General features: G+C 72.2%; 13 protein-coding genes. 6 read left to right on the forward strand and 7 right to left on the reverse strand.

Annotated features, from left to right (window positions below; all coding sequences use genetic code 11):
- Positions 1-57: 57 nt before the first annotated feature.
- Complete coding sequence (gene sppA, locus ACGFIB_RS24025) at positions 58-1749, forward strand: signal peptide peptidase SppA (RefSeq protein WP_393375028.1); 1692 nt, start codon at positions 58-60, stop codon at positions 1747-1749.
- A 37-nt stretch (positions 1750-1786) separates the two neighbouring features.
- Here the strand turns inward: sppA and ACGFIB_RS24030 are convergent, their stop codons facing one another.
- Positions 1787-2248: a flavin reductase family protein gene (locus ACGFIB_RS24030; RefSeq protein WP_393375099.1), complete on the reverse strand. Its 462-nt coding sequence runs from the start codon at positions 2246-2248 to the stop codon at positions 1787-1789.
- A gap of 262 nt (positions 2249-2510) precedes the next feature.
- Between ACGFIB_RS24030 and iolD the strand changes: the two genes are divergently transcribed.
- The 3 genes from iolD (at position 2511) to ACGFIB_RS24045 (ending at position 6159) form a co-directional block, all read left to right on the forward strand.
- Positions 2511-4361: a 3D-(3,5/4)-trihydroxycyclohexane-1,2-dione acylhydrolase (decyclizing) gene (gene iolD / locus ACGFIB_RS24035; protein WP_393375031.1), complete on the forward strand. Its 1851-nt coding sequence runs from the start codon at positions 2511-2513 to the stop codon at positions 4359-4361.
- A gap of 107 nt (positions 4362-4468) precedes the next feature.
- Entirely contained in the window at positions 4469-5413 is a 945-nt protein-coding gene (locus tag ACGFIB_RS24040) for an ATP-binding cassette domain-containing protein (protein WP_393375033.1), read from the forward strand.
- The gene (locus ACGFIB_RS24045) at positions 5410-6159 is read left to right on the forward strand and encodes an ABC transporter permease (protein ID WP_357246407.1); all 750 of its coding nucleotides are present in this window, start codon (positions 5410-5412) and stop codon (positions 6157-6159) included. Before ACGFIB_RS24040 ends, ACGFIB_RS24045 begins: the two co-directional genes overlap by 4 nt.
- Here ACGFIB_RS24045 and ACGFIB_RS24050 read toward each other — a convergent pair.
- The 6 genes from ACGFIB_RS24050 to ACGFIB_RS24075 all read right to left on the reverse strand — a co-directional run bounded on the left by ACGFIB_RS24050 (position 6143) and on the right by ACGFIB_RS24075 (position 14439).
- Complete coding sequence (locus ACGFIB_RS24050; protein ID WP_393375036.1) at positions 6143-9346, reverse strand: BTAD domain-containing putative transcriptional regulator; 3204 nt, start codon at positions 9344-9346, stop codon at positions 6143-6145. The two genes, ACGFIB_RS24045 and ACGFIB_RS24050, sit on opposite strands and share 17 nt — an antisense overlap.
- Before the next feature lie 192 nt (positions 9347-9538).
- The gene (locus ACGFIB_RS24055) at positions 9539-10738 is read right to left on the reverse strand and encodes a cytochrome P450 (RefSeq protein ID WP_393375039.1); all 1200 of its coding nucleotides are present in this window, start codon (positions 10736-10738) and stop codon (positions 9539-9541) included.
- A 316-nt stretch (positions 10739-11054) separates the two neighbouring features.
- Positions 11055-11975 carry an ABC transporter substrate-binding protein gene (locus tag ACGFIB_RS24060; RefSeq protein ID WP_393375042.1) on the reverse strand — a complete coding sequence of 307 codons (921 nt, stop codon included), beginning with the start codon at positions 11973-11975 and terminating at the stop codon, positions 11055-11057.
- Positions 11976-12014: 39 nt separating this feature from the next.
- Positions 12015-12677, reverse strand: coding sequence for an ABC transporter permease (locus ACGFIB_RS24065; RefSeq protein ID WP_393375045.1), 663 nt, complete (start codon positions 12675-12677; stop codon positions 12015-12017).
- Complete coding sequence (locus ACGFIB_RS24070; protein ID WP_393375047.1) at positions 12674-13348, reverse strand: ABC transporter permease; 675 nt, start codon at positions 13346-13348, stop codon at positions 12674-12676. Before ACGFIB_RS24070 ends, ACGFIB_RS24065 begins: the two co-directional genes overlap by 4 nt.
- The gene (locus ACGFIB_RS24075) at positions 13345-14439 is read right to left on the reverse strand and encodes an ABC transporter ATP-binding protein (RefSeq protein ID WP_357017770.1); all 1095 of its coding nucleotides are present in this window, start codon (positions 14437-14439) and stop codon (positions 13345-13347) included. Before ACGFIB_RS24075 ends, ACGFIB_RS24070 begins: the two co-directional genes overlap by 4 nt.
- 285 nt (positions 14440-14724) lie before the next feature.
- Here ACGFIB_RS24075 and ACGFIB_RS24080 point away from each other — a divergent pair, with 285 nt between their 5' ends.
- Both ACGFIB_RS24080 and ACGFIB_RS24085 read left to right on the forward strand, forming a co-directional pair.
- Positions 14725-16908, forward strand: a complete 2184-nt coding sequence (locus ACGFIB_RS24080) for an RNA polymerase sigma factor (RefSeq protein ID WP_393375050.1) — start codon at positions 14725-14727, stop codon at positions 16906-16908.
- Between the two features lie 314 nt (positions 16909-17222).
- Complete coding sequence (locus ACGFIB_RS24085; protein WP_393375053.1) at positions 17223-17879, forward strand: TetR family transcriptional regulator; 657 nt, start codon at positions 17223-17225, stop codon at positions 17877-17879.
- Positions 17880-18108 lie beyond the last annotated feature (229 nt).

Below are 18108 nucleotides of genomic sequence, written 5' to 3' on the forward strand. Positions count from 1 at the left end.
CGTGGGGGCCCTGATGATCCGGCCATCCCGGCTAAACCTTCGCTTATGGTGGCATTTATGGACGCGACGAGGACGATCGTAGAAACGGTCGGCAAGCTGCGGCAGCGCCGCACGGCGCCGCTCGTGCTGGAACTGGACCTGACCGAAGGGCTGTCGGAAGGCCCGCCCGCCGACCCCGTCTCCGCCCTGCTGTCCATGCGCAAGACGCGCCTCGCCGAGGTGCTGTCGGGCCTGCGTCGCGCCCGCAAGGACCCTCGTGTCACCGCGCTGATCGTCAGGATCGGCGGCAACCCCCTCGGCCTCGGCACGGTGCAGGAGCTGCGCACGGCCGTGGTCAAGCTGCGCGCCGCGGGCAAGCGGACCGTCGCGTTCGCCGAGACGTTCGGCGAGTTCGGCGCCGGCACGGTGCCCTACTACCTGGCCAGCGCCTTCGAGCGGGTCTACCTCCAGCCCTCCGGCGACGTGGGCCTGACCGGGGTGGCGCTGGAGCAGCGGTTCCTGCGCGACGCGCTCGCCAAGGCCGGGGTGGAGTATCAGATCGGCCAGCGGCACGAGTACAAGACCGCGGCCAACACCTTCACCCAGAACCACATGACCGACGCCCACCGCGAGTCGGCCGGGCGCATCGCCGAGTCGGTCACCGAGCAGATCGTCGCCGGCGTCGCCGAAGGCCGCGGCCTCGACCCCGAGCGGGTGCGCGAGCTGATCGACCAGGGCCCGTTCATCGGGTCGGAGGCCGTCGAGGCCGGGCTCGTGGACGGGCTGAAGTATCGCGACGAGGTCTACGCCGAGACCGTCGACGACGGCGCGCACCTGCTCTACGTGTCGCGCTACGCCAAGAGCGCGCTGTCCGGCCGGCTCCCCCACCCCGGGGCGGCCACGGTCGCCCTGGTGCACGGCAGCGGCATGATCCGTCTCGGGCGCAGCGGACGCTCGCCGCTGGGCGGCGGGGGCGCCATGGGCTCCGACACCATCTGCGCCGCCCTGCGCTCGGCCCGCCGGGACGAGAAGGTCAAGGCCATCGTGTTCCGCGTGGACAGCCCCGGCGGGTCGTACGTCGCCTCCGACGCGATCTGGCGGGAGGTCGTGCTGGCGCGCCGGGCGGGCAAGCCGGTCATCGTGTCGATGGGCGACGTGGCGGCCTCCGGCGGCTACTTCGTGTCGATGGCCGCCGACGTGATCGTGGCCCAGCCGGGCACGCTGACCGGCTCGATCGGCGTGTTCGGCGGCAAGCCCGTCGTCGGCGAGCTGCTCGGCAAGCTCGGCGTGGTGACCGAGTCGGTCGCCGAGGGCGCCAACGCCGGGATGTTCTCGCCGTCCACCGCGTTCTCCGACGACCAGTGGGAGCGGGTGAACGCCTGGCTCGACCGCATCTACGACGACTTCGTGGGCAAGGTGGCGCAGGGCCGCGACCTCACCAAGGAGCGGGCGCACGAGCTGGCCAGGGGCCGGGTGTGGACCGGCGCCGACGCCAGGGCGGCCGGCCTCGCCGACGAGCTCGGCGGCCTGGAGGACGCCCTCTCGCTGGCCCGCCGCCGGGCCGGGCTGCCCGACGACACCCCCGTACGGACCTATCCCCGCATGCACCCCCTGGAGCGGCTGCGCCCGCCGGAGTCCAGCGAGGACAAGTCGGCCGCGCTCGCCCGGGTGCGCCTGGAGGCGTGGGGGCCGCTGGCGCGGATGGCCGGGCAGCTCGGCCTCCCGGCGTACGGACCGCTCGTGCTGCCGGGCCACTGGACGATCCGCTGACGCGGTCCCCGGTCGTGCACGCTCTCTGCCGGCCCGGTCAACTCTGGACGAGCCGGTAGCGGGAGCGCAGCCGTACGAGCGGGGCCCTGGAGGCGTCGACGTAGTCGACCCCGAGGACCTCCCCGATGAACAGCGTGTGATCGCCGGCCGGGACGACCTGGATCGTCTCGGCCTCGATCGCCGCCGCTCCGCGCTCCACGACCAGCGCCTCGCTGTGCGCGCCGCGGTGGTGGGCCACCCCGGCCAGCAGGAGCCGGGCGCCCGGCCGTCCGGCCGCGGCGAACCTGGAGGCGACCGCCTGCTGGCCGTCCGTGAGGACGCTCGCGGCCCAGCGGTCCCTGCGCAGCAGCACCTCGGCGAGATAGCCGGCCGAGTCGAGGCTGATCAGCACGAGCGGCGGGTCGAGCGACACCGACAGCAGGGTCGCGACGGTCGTGCCCAGGTCGTCGCGGTCGTCCTTGACCGTCACGACCGCCACGCCCGCGGCGAGCTGCCCCATGGCCTCGGTGAACAGTCCCTGCCCAGGTCCCACACCCGGCTCCTTCCCCTCCGGCGTGCGACTGTGCCACCGGTGGCCGGGACGCGCAACCGATCTCCTGACCGCGCGTACGGGGGCTGTCCCTGCCCACCGTCCGCCAGGAGAGGCGACGGCCACCCCACGCGCGGGCGCTCGAACACGCCTGTTCGGGGACTCCCCCTCGAACCCCGGGAATGTCATCCGGGAGGACGCCCTCGTGGCGAGGCGGGCTGGGAGGTGTCTCATGAGGAACACGACGAGGCTCACGGTGGCCCAGGCGCTGGTGCGGTTCCTGGCGCGGCAGTGGACCGAGCGCGACGGTGTGGAGCGTCGGCTGATCGCCGGGTGCATGGGCATCTTCGGGCACGGCAACGTCGCGGGTATCGGCCAGGCCCTGGCCGAGCAGGGCGCGGGCACCCGCGATCCGCTGCCCTACTACCCGGCCCGCAACGAGCAGGCCATGGTGCACACGGCCGTCGGCTACGCCCGGCAGTCCGACCGGCTGTCCACGCTCGCCTGCACCAGCTCGATCGGGCCGGGCGCGACCAACATGGTCACCGGGGCCGCGCTGGCCACGATCGACCGGCTGCCGGTGCTGCTGCTGCCCGGCGACCTGTTCGCCACCCGGGTCTCCTCGCCGGTGCTGCAGGAGCTGGAGGACCCCCGGTCGTACGACGTGAGCGTCAACGACTGCCTCAAGCCCGTCAGCCGCTTCTGGGACAGGGTCAACCGGCCCGAGCAGCTTCCGGCGGCGCTGCTGGGGGCCATGCGGGTGCTCACCGACCCCGCCGAGACCGGGGCGGTGACGCTGGCGCTGCCGCAGGACGTGCAGGCCGAGGCGTACGACTGGCCCGAGGAGCTGTTCGCCCGCAGGGTCTGGCACGTGACCCGGCCGGTTCCCGAACCCGCCGCCCTGGCCAGGGCCGCCGGGCTGCTGCGCGGCTCGCGCCGCCCGCTGATCGTCGCCGGGGGCGGGGTCAGGTACAGCGGCGCCTGCGCCGAGCTGGCCCGATTCGCCCGCCGCCACGGCGTGCCCGTGGCCGAGACCCAGGCCGGCAAGGGCGCGGTGCCGTACGACCATCCGTGCGCGGTCGGCGCGATCGGGCACACCGGGACCCGCGCGGCCGACACCCTGGCCCGCGAGGCCGACCTGGTCATCGGGGTCGGCACCCGCTACAGCGACTTCACCACCGCCTCGCGGACGCTGTTCCGGCAGGCCGGGTTCCTCAACGTCAACGTGGCGGCGTTCGACGCGGCCAAGCACGCGGCCGAGACGCTCGTCGCGGACGCGCGGGAGGCCCTGAGGGCGCTCGACGACGTGGACTGGCGGGCCGACCCCCGCTGGACGGCCCGGGCGGCCGAGCTGGCGGCCTCGTGGCAGGCCGAGACCGACCGGTTCTACGGCGGGACGGAGCTGACCCAGCCGGTGGTGCTCGGCGTCCTCAACGCGGTCGCCGCGGGCGGGGTGGTGGTCAACGCGGCCGGGTCGATGCCGGGCGACCTGCACCGGCTCTGGCGGGCCTCCGGCCCCGGGCAGTATCACGTCGAGTACGGCTACTCCTGCATGGGCTACGAGATCGCCGGCGGTCTGGGGGTGAAGCTCGCCGCCCCGGAGCGTGAGGTGTTCGTGCTCGTCGGCGACGGGTCCTACCTGATGATGGCCCAGGAGATCGCCACCGCCGTGCAGGAGGACGTGAAGCTCGTCATCGTCCTGGTGGACAACCACGGCTTCGCCTCGATCGGCGCGCTGAGCGAGTCGGTCGGCGCGCTCCGGCTCGGCACCGCCTACCGCACGCGCGGCCCGGACGGCCGGCTCGACGGGGAGCGGCTGCCGGTGGACCTCGCCGCCAACGCCGCCAGCCTCGGGGCCGGCGTGCTGACGGCGGCCGATCCGCGCACCCTGCGGGCCGCGCTCCTCAGGGCCGTCGCGTCCCCCCGCACGACCGTGGTCCACGTCGAGACGGTCCCCGGCCCCGCACCCGCCGCCGAGGCGTGGTGGGACGTGCCGGTGGCCGAGGTGTCCGGCCTCGCCGAGGCGCGCGCCGCGCGCGAGCGCTACGACGAGGCCAAGCGGGAGCAGCGGCCCTACCTCTGACCGGGTGGACGCTCGCGTTCCCCGGCCCCCTCGGGACGGCCTCGTGTCAGCGGCCGCGTCAGCACGGCGACGGCCCGGTATCAGAGCGGTCGGCGATCGTGAATGCCATGAACGGATCAGCGATCGCGGCCTCGGGACTGCGAAAGGCATACAAGGACAAGGTCGTGCTCGACGGCATCGACCTGGACGTCAAGGCCGGCACGATCTTCGCCCTGCTCGGGCCCAACGGCGCCGGCAAGACCACGACGGTGAACGTGCTGACCACGCTGCTGACCCCCGACGCCGGCACGGTGGTCGTCGCCGGGCACGACGTGGCGACGGAGACCAAGGCGGTGCGCGCGGCGATCGGGGTCACCGGGCAGTTCGCGTCGGTGGACGACCTGCTCACCGGCGAGGAGAACCTGCTGCTGATGGCGGATCTCCTGCACGTGCCCAAGGCGGAGGGCAGACGGATCGCCGGCCGGTTGCTCGACCGGTTCGATCTGGCCGAAGCGGCGAGCAAGCCGGCGGCGTCCTACTCCGGCGGCATGCGCCGCAAGCTGGACCTCGCCATGACGCTGGTCGGCGAGCCGCGGATCATCTTCCTCGACGAGCCCACGACGGGACTCGACCCGCGCAGCCGGCGCACCATGTGGGAGATCATCCGGGAACTGGTCGCCGGCGGCACGACCATCTTCCTCACCACCCAGTATCTGGAGGAGGCCGACCAGCTCGCCGACCGCATCGCGGTGCTCGATCAGGGCCGGCTGGTCGCGGAGGGCACCGCCGGCGAGCTCAAGCGCCGGGTTCCCGGCAGCCACGTCCGGCTGCGGTTCACCGGCCGGCACGAACTCGACGCCGCGGCACGGATCCTGCCCGAGTCCACGAGGGACGACGAAGAGCTGACCTTGCGGGTGCCCGGCGACGGCGGGGTGAGGTCGCTCCGCGCGCTGCTCGAACACCTCGACGCGCACTCCGTCGAGGTCGAGGAGTTGTCGGTGCACACCCCGGACCTGGACGACGTCTTCCTCGCCCTTACCGGCACCGCGAACAAGGAGGTCAACGCCCGATGAACGTCTTCGCGGATTCCACGACCATGCTGCGGCGCAACCTCCGGCACACGATGCGCAATCCGGTGGCGCTGTTCAACGGCGTCGTCATGCCGGTCTTCCTGATGTTCCTGATGGTCTACGTGTTCGGCGGCGCGTTCAGCGTCGGCGTCGACTACGCCGACTACGCGACGCCGGGGTTGATGCTGACGACCATCTGCTACGGCATCGGCGCCACCGCGATCGCGGTGAACTCCGACATGACGACCGGGTTCATCAACCGGCTTCGCGTCATGGACGTGTCCCGGGCGGCGGTGCTCAACGCGCACGTGATCGTCACCATGCTGCGGAGCCTGGTGGCCATCGCGTTCGTCACCGGGGTCGCGTTCCTGATGGGATTCCGGCCGTCGGCGGGTCTCACGGAATGGCTCGGCGTGATCGGCATCGTCGTGCTGACGGTGCTGGCGATCGGCTGGCTGACCGTCGCGTTCGGTCTCGCGGCGAAGACGCCGGAGAGCGCGGGCTTCGCCGCCGTCCCGCTGATGCTCCTGCCCTTCTTGAGCAGCGCGTTCGTCCCGGCCGACGCGATGGGTCCCGGTGCCCGGCAGTTCGCCGAGTATCAGCCGTTCACTCCGATCATCGAAACCCTGCGCGGGTTGCTGACCGGCGCTCCGTCGGCGGGCCCGGCCATCACGGCGATCGCCTGGTGTGTGGGGCTGGCGCTGATCGGCTACCTGTGGGCGCGCGCGTCGTTCAACAAGCGAGCGTGATCTCGGCCAGCTCGCGCCAGTCCCGCCCCCGGCCGTCACGGATCGCCTCGGTGAACACGGTTTCGCCGAGGCGGTTCCTCGCGTCCGCGGCGATCCTGGACGCGTCCGGGTGCGAACGGTCCGGCGTGCCGCGCACGGCGTCGCTCGCCGCGAGCAGCCGCACGGCCTGCTCGTGGTCTCCCCGGCGCAGGGCGAGATCCGCGATCCCGACCAGCACCTCGGCGATCGTCGGCGGATACCCGTACTCCATGACCGCGCGGAAGGCCTCGGTCCGATAGGCGCGGGCCTTGCCGAGATCCTCAGTGAGGTAGCCGTACAGGTTCATGATCGCGGCGTGGGCGGAGTGGTCCTCCACCGTACTGTCCGGCCCCACTCCCACCGTGGTCAGATGCCGGCGCGCCTGATCCGGCTCGCCACGCCAGCGCGCCAGCTGCGCCTGCGAGAACGCCAGTTCACCCAGCACGCCCGGCCAGGTGATCCCGCCCGCGCACCGCTGCGCCTCCGCCATCGCGCGAGCGCTGGACCGCTCGTCGCCGAGCAGCCAGTAGAGCTGCGCCTGCCGCGCCCGCAGGCCGACCACGTCCTCGGTCGCGCCCACCTCGGTCAGCGCCACGACCGCCTCTTCGTAGTGCTCGCACGCGCGTGCGAACTCGCCGCGCATGGCGAGCCGATCGGCCAGGAAGGCCAGCGCCAGCGAGGTCCCCCACCGGTCGCCCAGCGCGCGGAACTCGCCGAGGGCGATCTCGGCGTCGGTGTCCACGTCGGTCTCGTCGCCGCCGAGCGTGAGCCGCAGCCGGCCACGAGCGAGCCTGGCCTGCGCGCGCACCCACGGGTCGTCGCCGGCGATGAGCGGCTCGAACGCGGGCAGGAATTCCGTCGGCTCGCGCAGCATCCGCTCCAGCGGAGCGACGAACCCGAGCAGCGGGTTGCGATACCCGCTGCCCCGGGTGAGCCGGTACGCCCCCTGGATCCACTCCCGCGCCTGGTACTGGTCGCCGCCGACCCTGGAGGTCACGAACATCGCCACGATGGTGTACGCCATCGCCCGCACCTCGTCGGACACCTCAGCGCGTATCCCACCGGGCATCTCACCGCGCACCTCACTGGGCATCTCACCGGGCATCTCACCGGGCATCGAGGCCGCCGCGGTGCTCAACTCGGTGCCCTCGGCCCTGTGCCCGCTGAGGAACCAGTACCAGCCCGCGGCCCCGACCAGCCGCATCGCTTCCTGGGCCCATCCCTCGGCGATCGCCCCCCGCACGGCCGCGCCGATGTTGTCGTGCTCGGCCTCGAGCCTGGCCAGCCATTCCAGCTGCCCGGCCCGGCGCAGGTGCGGATCGGCCGTCTCAGCCAGCTCGGCGAAGTAGGCGAGGTGCGCCCGGCGCGTGCGCTCGGTCTCCCCGGCTTCGGCGAGCCGGTGCGCCGCGTACTCCCTGATGGTGCCGAGCATCCGGTAACGCGGCGTGCCCTCGCCGTCGGCGAGCAGCAGCGATTTCTCGATCAACGCGGTCAGCACGTCGAGCACCTGCTCGCCGGCGAACGTCTCGTCCCCGCACACCCGCTCGGCCGCCTCCAGGCTCGCCCCGCCGGAGAACACCGACAGCCGCCGGAGCACGCGGCGTTCGGCATCGGACAGCAGATCCCAGCTCCAGTCCACGACCGCGCGCAGGGTCTTGTGCCGGGGCAGCGCCGTACGGCTGCCGCCGGTCAGCAGAAGGAACCGGTCGTCGAGCCGGCGGGCCAGCTGGTCGACGGACATGGTGCGCAGCCGCGCCGCGGCCAGTTCGATCGCCAGCGGGATCCCGTCGAGCGCCCGGCAGATCCGCGCCATGGCCGACAGGGTGCCCGCGTCGGAGCCGACGTCCTTGCGCACCAGAGCCGCGCGGTCGCGCAACAGCCGCACCGCGGGCGAGGACCCGGCCTCGGCGGGGCCGGCTCCCTGCGCGGGCAGCGCGAGCGGCTCGACCTGCCACAGGACCTCCCCGGTGATGCCGAGCGGCTCCCTGCTCGTGGCCAGAATCCGCAGGCTCCGGCACTCTCCCAGCAGCCGATCGGCGAAAGCGGCGGCCGCCTCGATCACGTGCTCGCAGTTGTCCAGGATCAGCAGGATCGCGCGCTCCCGGACCGCGGCGATCAGCTGGTCCATCGGTTCCCCGGCCCGCGCGGCGCCGAGCAGCGCCTGGTCACGCAGTCCGATCGCGGTGAGGGCGGCCTGTGCCAGGTCGCCGCCCGCCCGCACCGGGGCCAGCTCCACCAGCCACGCCCCGTCCGGCAGCCCGGCGAGCATCGTCCGCGCGGTCTCCGTGGCCAGCCGCGTCTTGCCGGAGCCGCCCGCCCCCGCCAAGGTGACCAGCCGGTGCCTGACGACCAGATCGGCGACCGCGGACACGTCGTCGTCCTTGCCGACGAAACTCGTCAGCTCGGCGCGCAGGTTCGTCCTGTGGTCGTCCGCCCGCCGGCCCAGCTCGCCCCGCAGCACCGCCGTGTGCAGCGCGGACAGCTCGGCCGACGGATCGGCGCCCAGCTCCTCGGCGAGCCGCTCCCGGGTCCGCTGATACACGGTCAGCGCCTCGGCCGTACGCCCCGCTTCGGCGAGCGCCCGCATCAGAGCCGCGACGAACCCCTCCCGCAGCGGGTGGGCGGCGACCAGCTCGGTCAGCTCGGAGACCAGCTCGGCGCCTCGGCCGAGGCGGATGTCCGCGTCCACCCGGTCCCCGAGCGCGGCGACGTGGAGTTCGTCCAGCCGCGCGACCGCGGCGTCGAACGCGTCGCTGTCGCGCAGCGCGATGTCCGCCATGGCCGTGCCGCGCCACAGGGCCAGGGCCGAGCGCAGCAGATCGGCCCGTGCCGCGGGCCCGGCGGCACGCGCCTGACCGACCAGCTGCTCGAACCGGCACACGTCCACGGCGTCGGGAGGCACGGCCAGCCGGTAGCCGCCGGAGTCCGCCTCGATCACACCGGGCGGTATCACTCTGCGCAGCCGGGACACCAGCGCCTGCAGGGCGTTGGCCTCGTCCGCGGGCGGCCGTCGCCCCCAGATCCAGTCCACCAGCCTCGCCCGCGGGACGATCCGGCCGGGTTCGAGGGCGAGCGCGGCGAGCAGTGCGCGCAGCCGAATCCCGGGAACATCCACCACGGCCCCGTCGTGGTCGCGGACCTCGAACGGTCCGAGCAGTTCGACTCGCACGTCAGCAATTGTGCCGAGCCGTGGCGACATCGGCTAACCGCCACCGCACACACCGTCCACGTGCCCGGACGGCAACTATCGCGAAATGTCGCCCACCTGCCCTGCGCACCGTCCCGATCCTGCCGCGAGTCGGCACGGGGTCGGGCACGGGCCAGGCGCGGGGTCGCAGGCGCGGTCAGCCGTCTCTCGCGGTCATACGTCCCAGGTGACCGGGAGGCTCTTCACTCCGTAGACGTCCGCGGTCTCCGGCCGCAGATCGACCTCTTCGGCCGGTACGGCCAGGCGCAGCGTGGGAAAGCGGTTGAGCAGCGCGGGGAAGGCGACCCGCATCTCGACGCGGGCCAGTTGCTGGCCCAGGCACTGGTGGATGCCGTGGCCGAAGGCCAGGTGCCCGCCGTCCTGCCTGCCGAGGTCGAGCACGTGGGGATCGGCGAAGCGTCCGGGGTCGCGGTTGGCGGTGTTGTAGGACAGGATGACCGCCGTCCCGGCCGCGATGGTCCGGCCGCCCAGCTCGACGTCCTCCAACGCCGTCCGCATGAACGTCTTGGCGACGCTCAGATAGCGCAGCAGCTCCTCCACGGCCCGGTCGGTGAGCGCGGGATCGGCCCGCCACGCGGCCGGTTGCTCCGGGTGACGCAGCAGCGCGAAGGTGCCCAGCGCCAGCATGTTCGCGGTGGTGTCGAACCCGGCCGACAGCAGGATGAGGGCGATCCCCTGCAGCTCCTCATCGGTCAGGTCGCTGTCGGTGAGGTCGCTGAGCACGTCGTCGGTCGGGTTGGCACGCTTGGCGGCCACCAGCTCCGCGAGGTACCGCTGGGTCGCGGTGTAGGCCGCGAACAGTTCCTCGTCGCCGGCCTCCCCACCGAGGAACTTGTCGATGTTGTCCTGGAAGGAGCCCCGGTCCTCGTACGGCACGCCCAGCAGCTCGCAGATGATGACGGCGGGGATGGGCCTGGCGAACGCGGTCACCAGGTCCGCCGGCGGCCCCGCCTTCTCCATGGCGTCCAGGTGGTCGGCGGTGACCTGCTCGACGCGCTCGGTGAGCAGCCGCATCCGGCGTACGGTGAACTTGCCCACCAGCGGTTTGCGATAGCGGCTGTGCTGCGGGTCGTCCATGAGGAGGAACTCGCCGGGCGGCGCCGGGGGGACCTCGATTTCGCCGAAGTCGATCAGCGGGTGGTGGCGCATGAGCTCCTTGCGTGAGCTGAACCGGGGGTCGGCCAGGACCGACCGGACAAGGTCGTATCCGGTGATCAGCCAGCCCTCGTGTCCGTCCGGGAAGCGGTAGCGGCTGATCGGGCCGTGCCGGCGGGCGTCGATCAGCTCCGCCGGCGGGTCGAAGGGACAGCCGGGCTTACGCGCGGCCGGCAGCGTGGTGACGGTGTGTTCCATGGCCATTCCCCTCATCAGCCGCCGGGCACGGCGTCGTCTCCGGAAGCCTTTCGCGGCCCCGGGGCCGCGATCGCTGATCCGTTCATGGCACCCACCATCGCCGGCCGCGCTGACATCGGGCCGTCACGGTGCTGACGCCGCCGCTGACACGACCCGCCGCTCACATGACCCGCCGCCGGCGTGACACCGCATCGGACTGGTCGCCGTGCGGTGCGCGCAGACGAACGCCCCCCGGTTCGGAGCGTGAGCCATGCTCCACCGGGAGGCGTTCGTCTACATGCTCCGTGTCGGAGCAGCGTTCACATGCTCGCTCCGCTCAGAGCAGGCCGTTCTGCGTGAGCCAGTCCTTGGCCACCACGGGCGGGTCGTCCTTGTCGACGGAGATCCGCTTCATGAGACCGACCAGCGTCTCGGTGTCCAGCTTGGCGGAGACCGCGTTCAGCGTGGAGGTCACGGTGTCGTTGACCCCGGCCTTGTAGACGAGGGGCGTCACGTTCTCCGAGCCGAAGGCGTTCTTGTTGTCCTGCAGCGGCACGAGGTCGTTCAGCACGATCTTGGGGTCGGTGGTGAACACGTTGCCCACCTGGACCGTGCCGCTCTTGATCGCGTCAGCGGTGGTGTCCCCGGTGGGCTTCCACTGCTTGAACTCCAGGCCGTAGACGTTCTTGAAGTTCTCCTCCTGACGCTCCTTGAACTCCGGCGGACCGCCGACGACGAAGTCCTTGCCCACCTTGGCGAGGTCCTCGATGGTGCTGAGCTTGTACTTGTCGGCCGTGGCCTTGGTGATCGTGAGCGAGTTGTTGTCCTCGGCCGCCGCGGGCTCCAGCACCTCCAGCTCCGCGGGCAGCTTGGCTTTCAGGCCCGCGAGGATCTCGTCCTGGGTCCTGGCCGTGCTCGACTTGTCGACGAACGCCAGCAGCGACCCGGCGTATTCGGGCAGCACGGTCAGGCCGCCGCTCTTGACCTGGTCGTAGACGACCTCGCGGCTGCCGATGTTGGGCTTCTCCTCGACCGTGACCCCCTTGGCCTGGAGGGCCTGGGCGTACATCGAGGCGAGCAGGACGCTCTCGGGGAAGTTGAAGGAGCCGACGACGACCTTCGCGGCGGCGGCGTCGCCCGCGCCCGACGCGGACGGGGCGGCGGAGGCGGTCGTGGAGAGGGGGTCGGAGCCCCCGCAGGCCGATAACGTGAACGCCGCGGTCAGGGCGACCACCGCGACGCCGAAGATTCGTCTCATACGAGAAAATCCCTTCATTATAGGGCGGTAATATCGAGATTAGCGGATCTGACGGACACCGGGCGAGACGGCCACCCGGTCGAGCAGGAGGAAGGCGAACTGGACGGCCAGGGCGAGCGCGGCCACCAGGACCGCTCCCCCGATCACGTCCGCATAGGTCTTGGTGGCCAGGCCGTCGATGATGAACCGGCCGAGCCCGCCCAGCCCGACGAACGCCGCGACGGTGGCGGTCGAGACGACCTGGACGGCGGCGAGGCGCAGGCCCAGCAGGATCAGCGGCAGCGCGACCGGGGTCAGCGTCTGGAACAGCACCTGACGTCCCCGCAGACCCATGCCGTAGGCGGCGTCGCGCAGGTCGGCGTCCACCCCCCGCACGCCCTCGTACGTGTTGACCAGGATGGGCGGGATCGCCAGCACGACCAGCGGGATCAGCACCGGCAGCACGGTGCCCACGCCCGCCAGCAGCACCACAAGCACGAGCAGGCCGAGCGTCGGCAACGCCCGGGCGGCGTTCGCCGCGATCACGACGAGCAGCGCGCCGCGGCCGGTGTGGCCGATGAGCATGCCGAGCGGCACGGCGATCAGCGCCGCGATGAGGAAGGCCGCCGCCGAGAACTCCAGGTGCTCGAGCAGCCGGGCCGGGATGCCGTCCGGGCCCGACCAGTGCGCCGCGTCGCCGAAGAAGCCGGCCAGCCAGTTCACGCCGTCCTCCTCGCCCGGGACCAGGGGGTCAGCAGCCGCTGGGCGAGCACGAGCAGCCCGTCGGCGAGCACGGCGAGCAGGACGATGAGCGCGATCCCGACCACGATCGGCGTGTAGAACTGCCGCTGCCAGCCGTCGATGAACAGGTTGCCCAGCCCGCCCTGTCCGATGAGCGCGCCCACGCTGACCAGGCTGATGCTGGAGACGGTCGCGACCCGCAGCCCGGCCAGGACCACCGGCACCGCGACCGGCAACTCGACCCTGAGCAGCCGGCGCGCGGGCCGGAACCCCATCGCCACCGCCGACTGCCGCACGGGGTCGGGCACCGAGGCCAGGCCGTCCACCACGGCGGGGATCAGGACCGCGAGCGCGAAGAACGTCAGCGGGATGACGACGGTCGACCGGGTGAGCCCGGTGACCGACAGGAAGACCGAGAACAACACCAGGGACGGCAGCGAGTAGGTGACGTTCATCAGCGCGGCCGTCGGCTGGTAGAGCCAGCGCCAGCGCACACAGGCCAGGCCCAGCGGCAGAGCCACGACCAGCCCGAACAGCACGGGCAGGAAGGCCATCACGATGTGGTTCTCCAGCAGGGCGCTGATCGCGGTGGGGCCTCCGTTGGCCCAGTTGCGCGCGATCCAGTCCCAGCGGACCAAGGGCTCGTCGGTCACGCCGGCGCCCCCTCGGAGTCGCCGGCGCCGGAGGAGGAGCCGCCGCCCGATCCGCCCGATCCTCCCGGGGCGGGGCCCGTGGCGGGCGGCGCGTACTCGCCGAGCAGCTTGTCGATCGAGTCCCGGCCGGCCACGCCGCGCACGCGGCCCTCCTCGTCCACCGCGACCGCGGTGCCGTTGGGCGACAGCAACGCCGCGTCGAGCGCCACGCGCAGCGAGTCGGTCTCGGGATTGAAGGTGCCGTACGCCGCGAGCCCGTCCGCGGTCCGCCAGCCGAGCGCCCTGCCGTCCTCGTCGATCACCAGATCGGACGGCGACGGGCTCAGCCGCATCTCCTTGGCCGAGATGAACGACAGCCGCCGGATGCCGCGGTCGCGGCCGAGGAACTCGCGGACGAAGTCGTCGGCGGGCTCGGTGAGCAGCGTGGCCGGGCCGGCCATCTGGGCCAGCCGCCCGCCGACGCGCATGACGGCCACCGTGTCACCGAGCTTGACCGCCTCGTCGATGTCGTGGGTGACGAACACGATCGTCTTGCGCAGCTCCGACTGCAGCCGCAGTAACTCGTCCTGGAGGCTGGCCCGCACGATCGGGTCGACGGCGCTGAACGGCTCGTCCATGAGCAGCACCGGCGGGTCCGCCGCGAGCGCCCGCGCGACGCCGACGCGCTGCTGCTGCCCTCCGGAGAGCTGGAAGGGGAAGCGGCCGGCCAGGGCGGGGTCGAGCCCGACCAGTTCGAGCAGCTCCATCGCGCGACTGCGGGCCTTCTTCTTGCTCCAGCCCAGCAGATACGGCACCGTCGCCACGTTGTCCACGATCTTGCGGTGCGGGAACAGGCCCGCCTGCTGGATCACGTACCCGATGCCGCGGCGGAGCGTCGGCGGGTCGATCTCGCGCACGTCCTGACCGTCCAGCGTGATCCGGCCGGAGGTGGCGTCGATCATGCGGTTGATCATCCGCAGCGACGTGGTCTTGCCGCAGCCGGAGGGGCCGACGAACACGGTGATCGCACCCGTGGACGCCTCCAGGCTGAGGCCGTCAACGGCCACCGTTCCGTCCCGGTAGCGCTTGGTGACGTCTTCGAACGTGATCACGCCATCTCGCCCTTCGAAAGAGTGTGCGATCAAGTCAACACCAAGGGGGCCATTCGCTCTTCCCCGTTAACCCCCCGGATATCCAACGTGACCCGTTCCGGACACTCCCCCCGGCGGCCAGCCTACGGTGGGATGCTCCGATATCCGGGCCTAGATATCTATCAATAGGGCATCTCATGATGCGGGGCGTGGCGATGTGTTGGCATGATTACTCTCACGTCTCTCCCGTCCCTCCGCCGCGTCCCTCAGACAAGGACCAGCCACGAAACTCAGAGGAGCCCGGTCGTGACTGCACCGCTCACCGGTCAGCGCTCCAGGAGCGAGCTGATCGCCGAGCTCTACGAGCGTCACGCGGCGGGTCTGTTCGCGTACTGCCACGACCAGCTCGGCGAGACCACGTCCGCCGCCGACGCCGTGGTGGCCGTCTTCACCGCCGCTCCGACCGCCGAGCCGTCCTCGCGCGCCGCGCTGTACTCGCTGGCACGCCGGGAGATCTACCGCCGGGACGTCAGCTACGCGCTGCCCGCCGTCGACTCCATCGCCGACCCCGCCACCGCCTTGATCGAGCGGGTGTTCCGGGACATCCGGCCGCACCAGCGTGAGGTCCTGCTCCTGCCGGAGATATGCGGCCTGACGGCGCCCGAGCTGGCGCAGGTCCTCGACGTGGCGGCCGACACCGCCGAGGAGCTGATCGCGGCGGCGACGCGCCGCTTCGCCCAGACGCTGGAGACCGCGGTCACCGCCGCGAGGTCGGCGCCGTTCGTGCCCGCCTCCGTCACGGAGGTCTACGACGCCATCGGCGTCTCCCCCGTCGGCGACGTGCTGGCCCGGCTGCCCTGGCGCCGACCGGCCGCGTCCGTGCGCGACCGGGTGCTGGCGGCGCTGCCGTACGAGGAGCCGGGGAGCGCCACGACGGGCGGGGAACCGTCGTCCGGGCTGATGACTAAGAGGCTGTGGCCGACCACTCCGACCTGGCCGCTGCCGCTGAGCGACCCCGACCAGGTCACCAACACGTGCGTGGTCAAGACCGACGCCATCGCGCAGCCGCAGGGCCCCCGGCGCAGGGCCAAGCACGAGGCGACGACCGAGCCCATGCCCCGGTTGCGCGGGGCGCTGCTGAACTCGCTCGGCGAGGGCCGGCTGCGCAGGAAGCGCGCCGGGCGTCCCACGCCCGTGAAGCAGCAGGGGTCTCCGGCCGCGCCCCTGGAGCCACCGGGCTCCCCGGCCACGCCCGTGCAGCCGCAGGCGTCCCCGGCCGTGCCCGTGCACCCTGCCGCTCCCGTGCCCCCTGCCGCGCGCATGCAGCCGCAGGAGTCCGCGCGGACCGCGCCCGCCATGCCGCCACCTGCCCCGGACGTCGCGAAGATCACCGCCGAACCGTTCGACGCCTTCGGCACCACCGCTTCCTCCCACCGTGTCGATCCGTTCGACGCCTTCGGGGCCGGCTCGCCCCCTACGGAACCGTTCGACGCCTTCGGCAGCGCCTCGCGCCCGGCGGAGCCGTTCGACGCCTTCGGGACCGCCTCGCCCCCCACAGAACCGTTCGACGCCTTCGGCAGCGCCTCACCCCCGGCAGAACCGTTCGACGCCTTCGGGACCGCCTCGCCCCCCACAGAACCGTTCGACGCCTTCGGGACCGCCTCGCCCCCCACAGAACCGTTCGAGGCCCTCGGCAGCGCCTCGCGCCCGGCGGATCCGTTCGACGCCTTCGAGGTTGCCGGCACGCCCCGCCCGGCGGAGCCGCTGGACACGTTGTTCGACACGCTCCGCTTCGCCGTGCCCTTCGACGCGTTCCGTGCGGTCGAGGCGGTGGAGACGGCCGAAACTGCTCGGCAGGCCGAGCACACCGGCGCCTTCCCCCGGACCGAGGAGCCGTCCGAAGAATCTCCGGTGACGCCGCCCTCCGAGGCGCTTTTCCCGGCCGCTCCCCCCGTGGAGGCGTTCACATCCGCGCCGCAGGAGGCCGAGCGACCGGCCGGGCCTTTCCTCGCAGCCGAGCCGTTCCTCCCGGCCAAGCCCTTCGACGCAGGCGAGCCTCTCCGCGCGGCCGAGCCTTTCCACGCGGCCGAGGAGCCGCCGGCGGAGACGGGTGGCGCGCGTGCGGCCGAGACGCCCGCGATGGCGATCGACACCCCGGTCCACCCCGTCGCGGCGGCCCTCGCCCCTCAGATCGCCGCCTCCCGCCGTACGGACCGCACGCACACGGCAGGCAGGGGCGCGGCAGGCAAGAGCACGGCGGGCAGGAGCACGGGCAGCAAGCACGCCGGCAAGTCGTCCGGTGGCGGCAACGGCGCAAGCAAGGCCGCAAGCAAGAGCGCGAGCAAGAGCGCGAGCAAGAGCATGCGCAAGGGCCGGCGGGGCAAGGGCGACCGGCACTACGACTGGCTGTGGGAGACCGTCGGCATCGTGATCTGCCTGATCATCGCACTGATCGTCTTCTTCTACGTGCCGACGGTCTTCACCCCCTGACCCCGGAGCGCCCCTTCCGCCACGCGCGTGTTCATCGTGACGGTCCGGGCGGCGGCCGGCGCGTCGGGCACGCCCGGCCGGCCGAGATCCGTCGACGCCCGCGACCTGCCGGTTCAGCAGTTCGTCAGGGACCTGCCTGCGGGCTGAAAACGCGCCCAGAACCGCAAACTAGAACGGATTTCAATGCCCGTCCGGAGGGATACTCCGGGACCGGCGACGACGCGCGGCTGAACAGACAAGTCGTACAGCCGCCAGCACTTCTGTGACTGATGGGTAACCATCCGGAAGGAGTGCAAATCAGATAACGTGTTCCTATGCGCACTTCGCGTGCAGTCGCCGACGCCACGCCGCCGCTCCCCGAAGGCCCCTCCACCGCGGGCAGCCATCCGGCCCCGGCCACCCCCGGGGTTCGCACCCGGAGCCAGCACCAACGGCGCCGGCGCATCGTCCAGGCGGCGGCCGCTCTCGCCTCCCGCGGAGGCGTCGAGGCGATGCAGATGCGCACGGTCGCCGAGCGCGCGGGGGTCGCCCTGGGAACGCTTTACCGCTACTTCCCCTCCAAGATGGACCTGGTCGTGGCGGTGGTCGGCGAGGAGATCGACCTGCTGGAGTCCAGCATCGAGCGGCGACCGCCACATGCCGCCCATCCCGCCGGCCGCGCGGTCGACGTGCTGATGCGGGCCACCCGTGGTCTGATGCGCGAGCCGGAGCTCGCCGACGCGCTGATCCGCTCCCTGATCATGGCGGAGGTGGAGGCGCCGTTCGGCGACCGGATGGCGAGCCTGCTGCTGCGCGTGGCCACCGACGGCCGCACCGTGAGCCTTCCCGCCGAGGACCAGCTCGCGCTCACCGGCTCCCTGACGGGAGTCTGGGTGCAGGAATTGCTGGAGATGCTGCGGGGGCGACGCACTCACGAGCAGATCCAGCACCGCATCGAGATCGCCGCCGAGCGACTGCTGACAGGTTTCTAGATTTTCCTTCTATTGGTGAGCACGTTTTCCCGCATCTCGGCGTCGACCGTCGAATAACGATCAGTGAGATCGCCGAGCCGGATTGGCCTCGTTCGCGCATTCGTCCCCATGCGGCTAGAACATGTTCCAGCTCTGTTGGATCTCCTTCCAGCGGGCCAGCGGCCCATGCCCTGATGGGCGATCAGGACCTCGCCGTACAATTCCCCGGGGGCGGGCTGAGCGCGGCCCC

Source organism: Microbispora bryophytorum, from assembly GCF_043197435.1.
GTDB classification, from domain to species: domain Bacteria; phylum Actinomycetota; class Actinomycetes; order Streptosporangiales; family Streptosporangiaceae; genus Microbispora; species Microbispora bryophytorum.

Bases quoted from the DNA above. Each gene is read 5' to 3' on its own strand.
- sppA (WP_393375028.1), top strand. From the start codon at position 58: ATGGACGCGACGAGGACGATCGTAGAAACGGTCGGCAAGCTGCGGCAG.
- ACGFIB_RS24030 (WP_393375099.1), bottom strand. From the start codon at position 2,248: ATGGGGCAGCTCGCCGCGGGCGTGGCGGTCGTGACGGTCAAGGACGAC.
- iolD (WP_393375031.1), top strand. From the start codon at position 2,511: ATGAGGAACACGACGAGGCTCACGGTGGCCCAGGCGCTGGTGCGGTTC.
- ACGFIB_RS24040 (WP_393375033.1), top strand. From the start codon at position 4,469: ATGAACGGATCAGCGATCGCGGCCTCGGGACTGCGAAAGGCATACAAG.
- ACGFIB_RS24045 (WP_357246407.1), top strand. From the start codon at position 5,410: ATGAACGTCTTCGCGGATTCCACGACCATGCTGCGGCGCAACCTCCGG.
- ACGFIB_RS24055 (WP_393375039.1), bottom strand. From the start codon at position 10,738: ATGGAACACACCGTCACCACGCTGCCGGCCGCGCGTAAGCCCGGCTGT.
- ACGFIB_RS24060 (WP_393375042.1), bottom strand. From the start codon at position 11,975: ATGAGACGAATCTTCGGCGTCGCGGTGGTCGCCCTGACCGCGGCGTTC.
- ACGFIB_RS24085 (WP_393375053.1), top strand. From the start codon at position 17,223: ATGCGCACTTCGCGTGCAGTCGCCGACGCCACGCCGCCGCTCCCCGAA.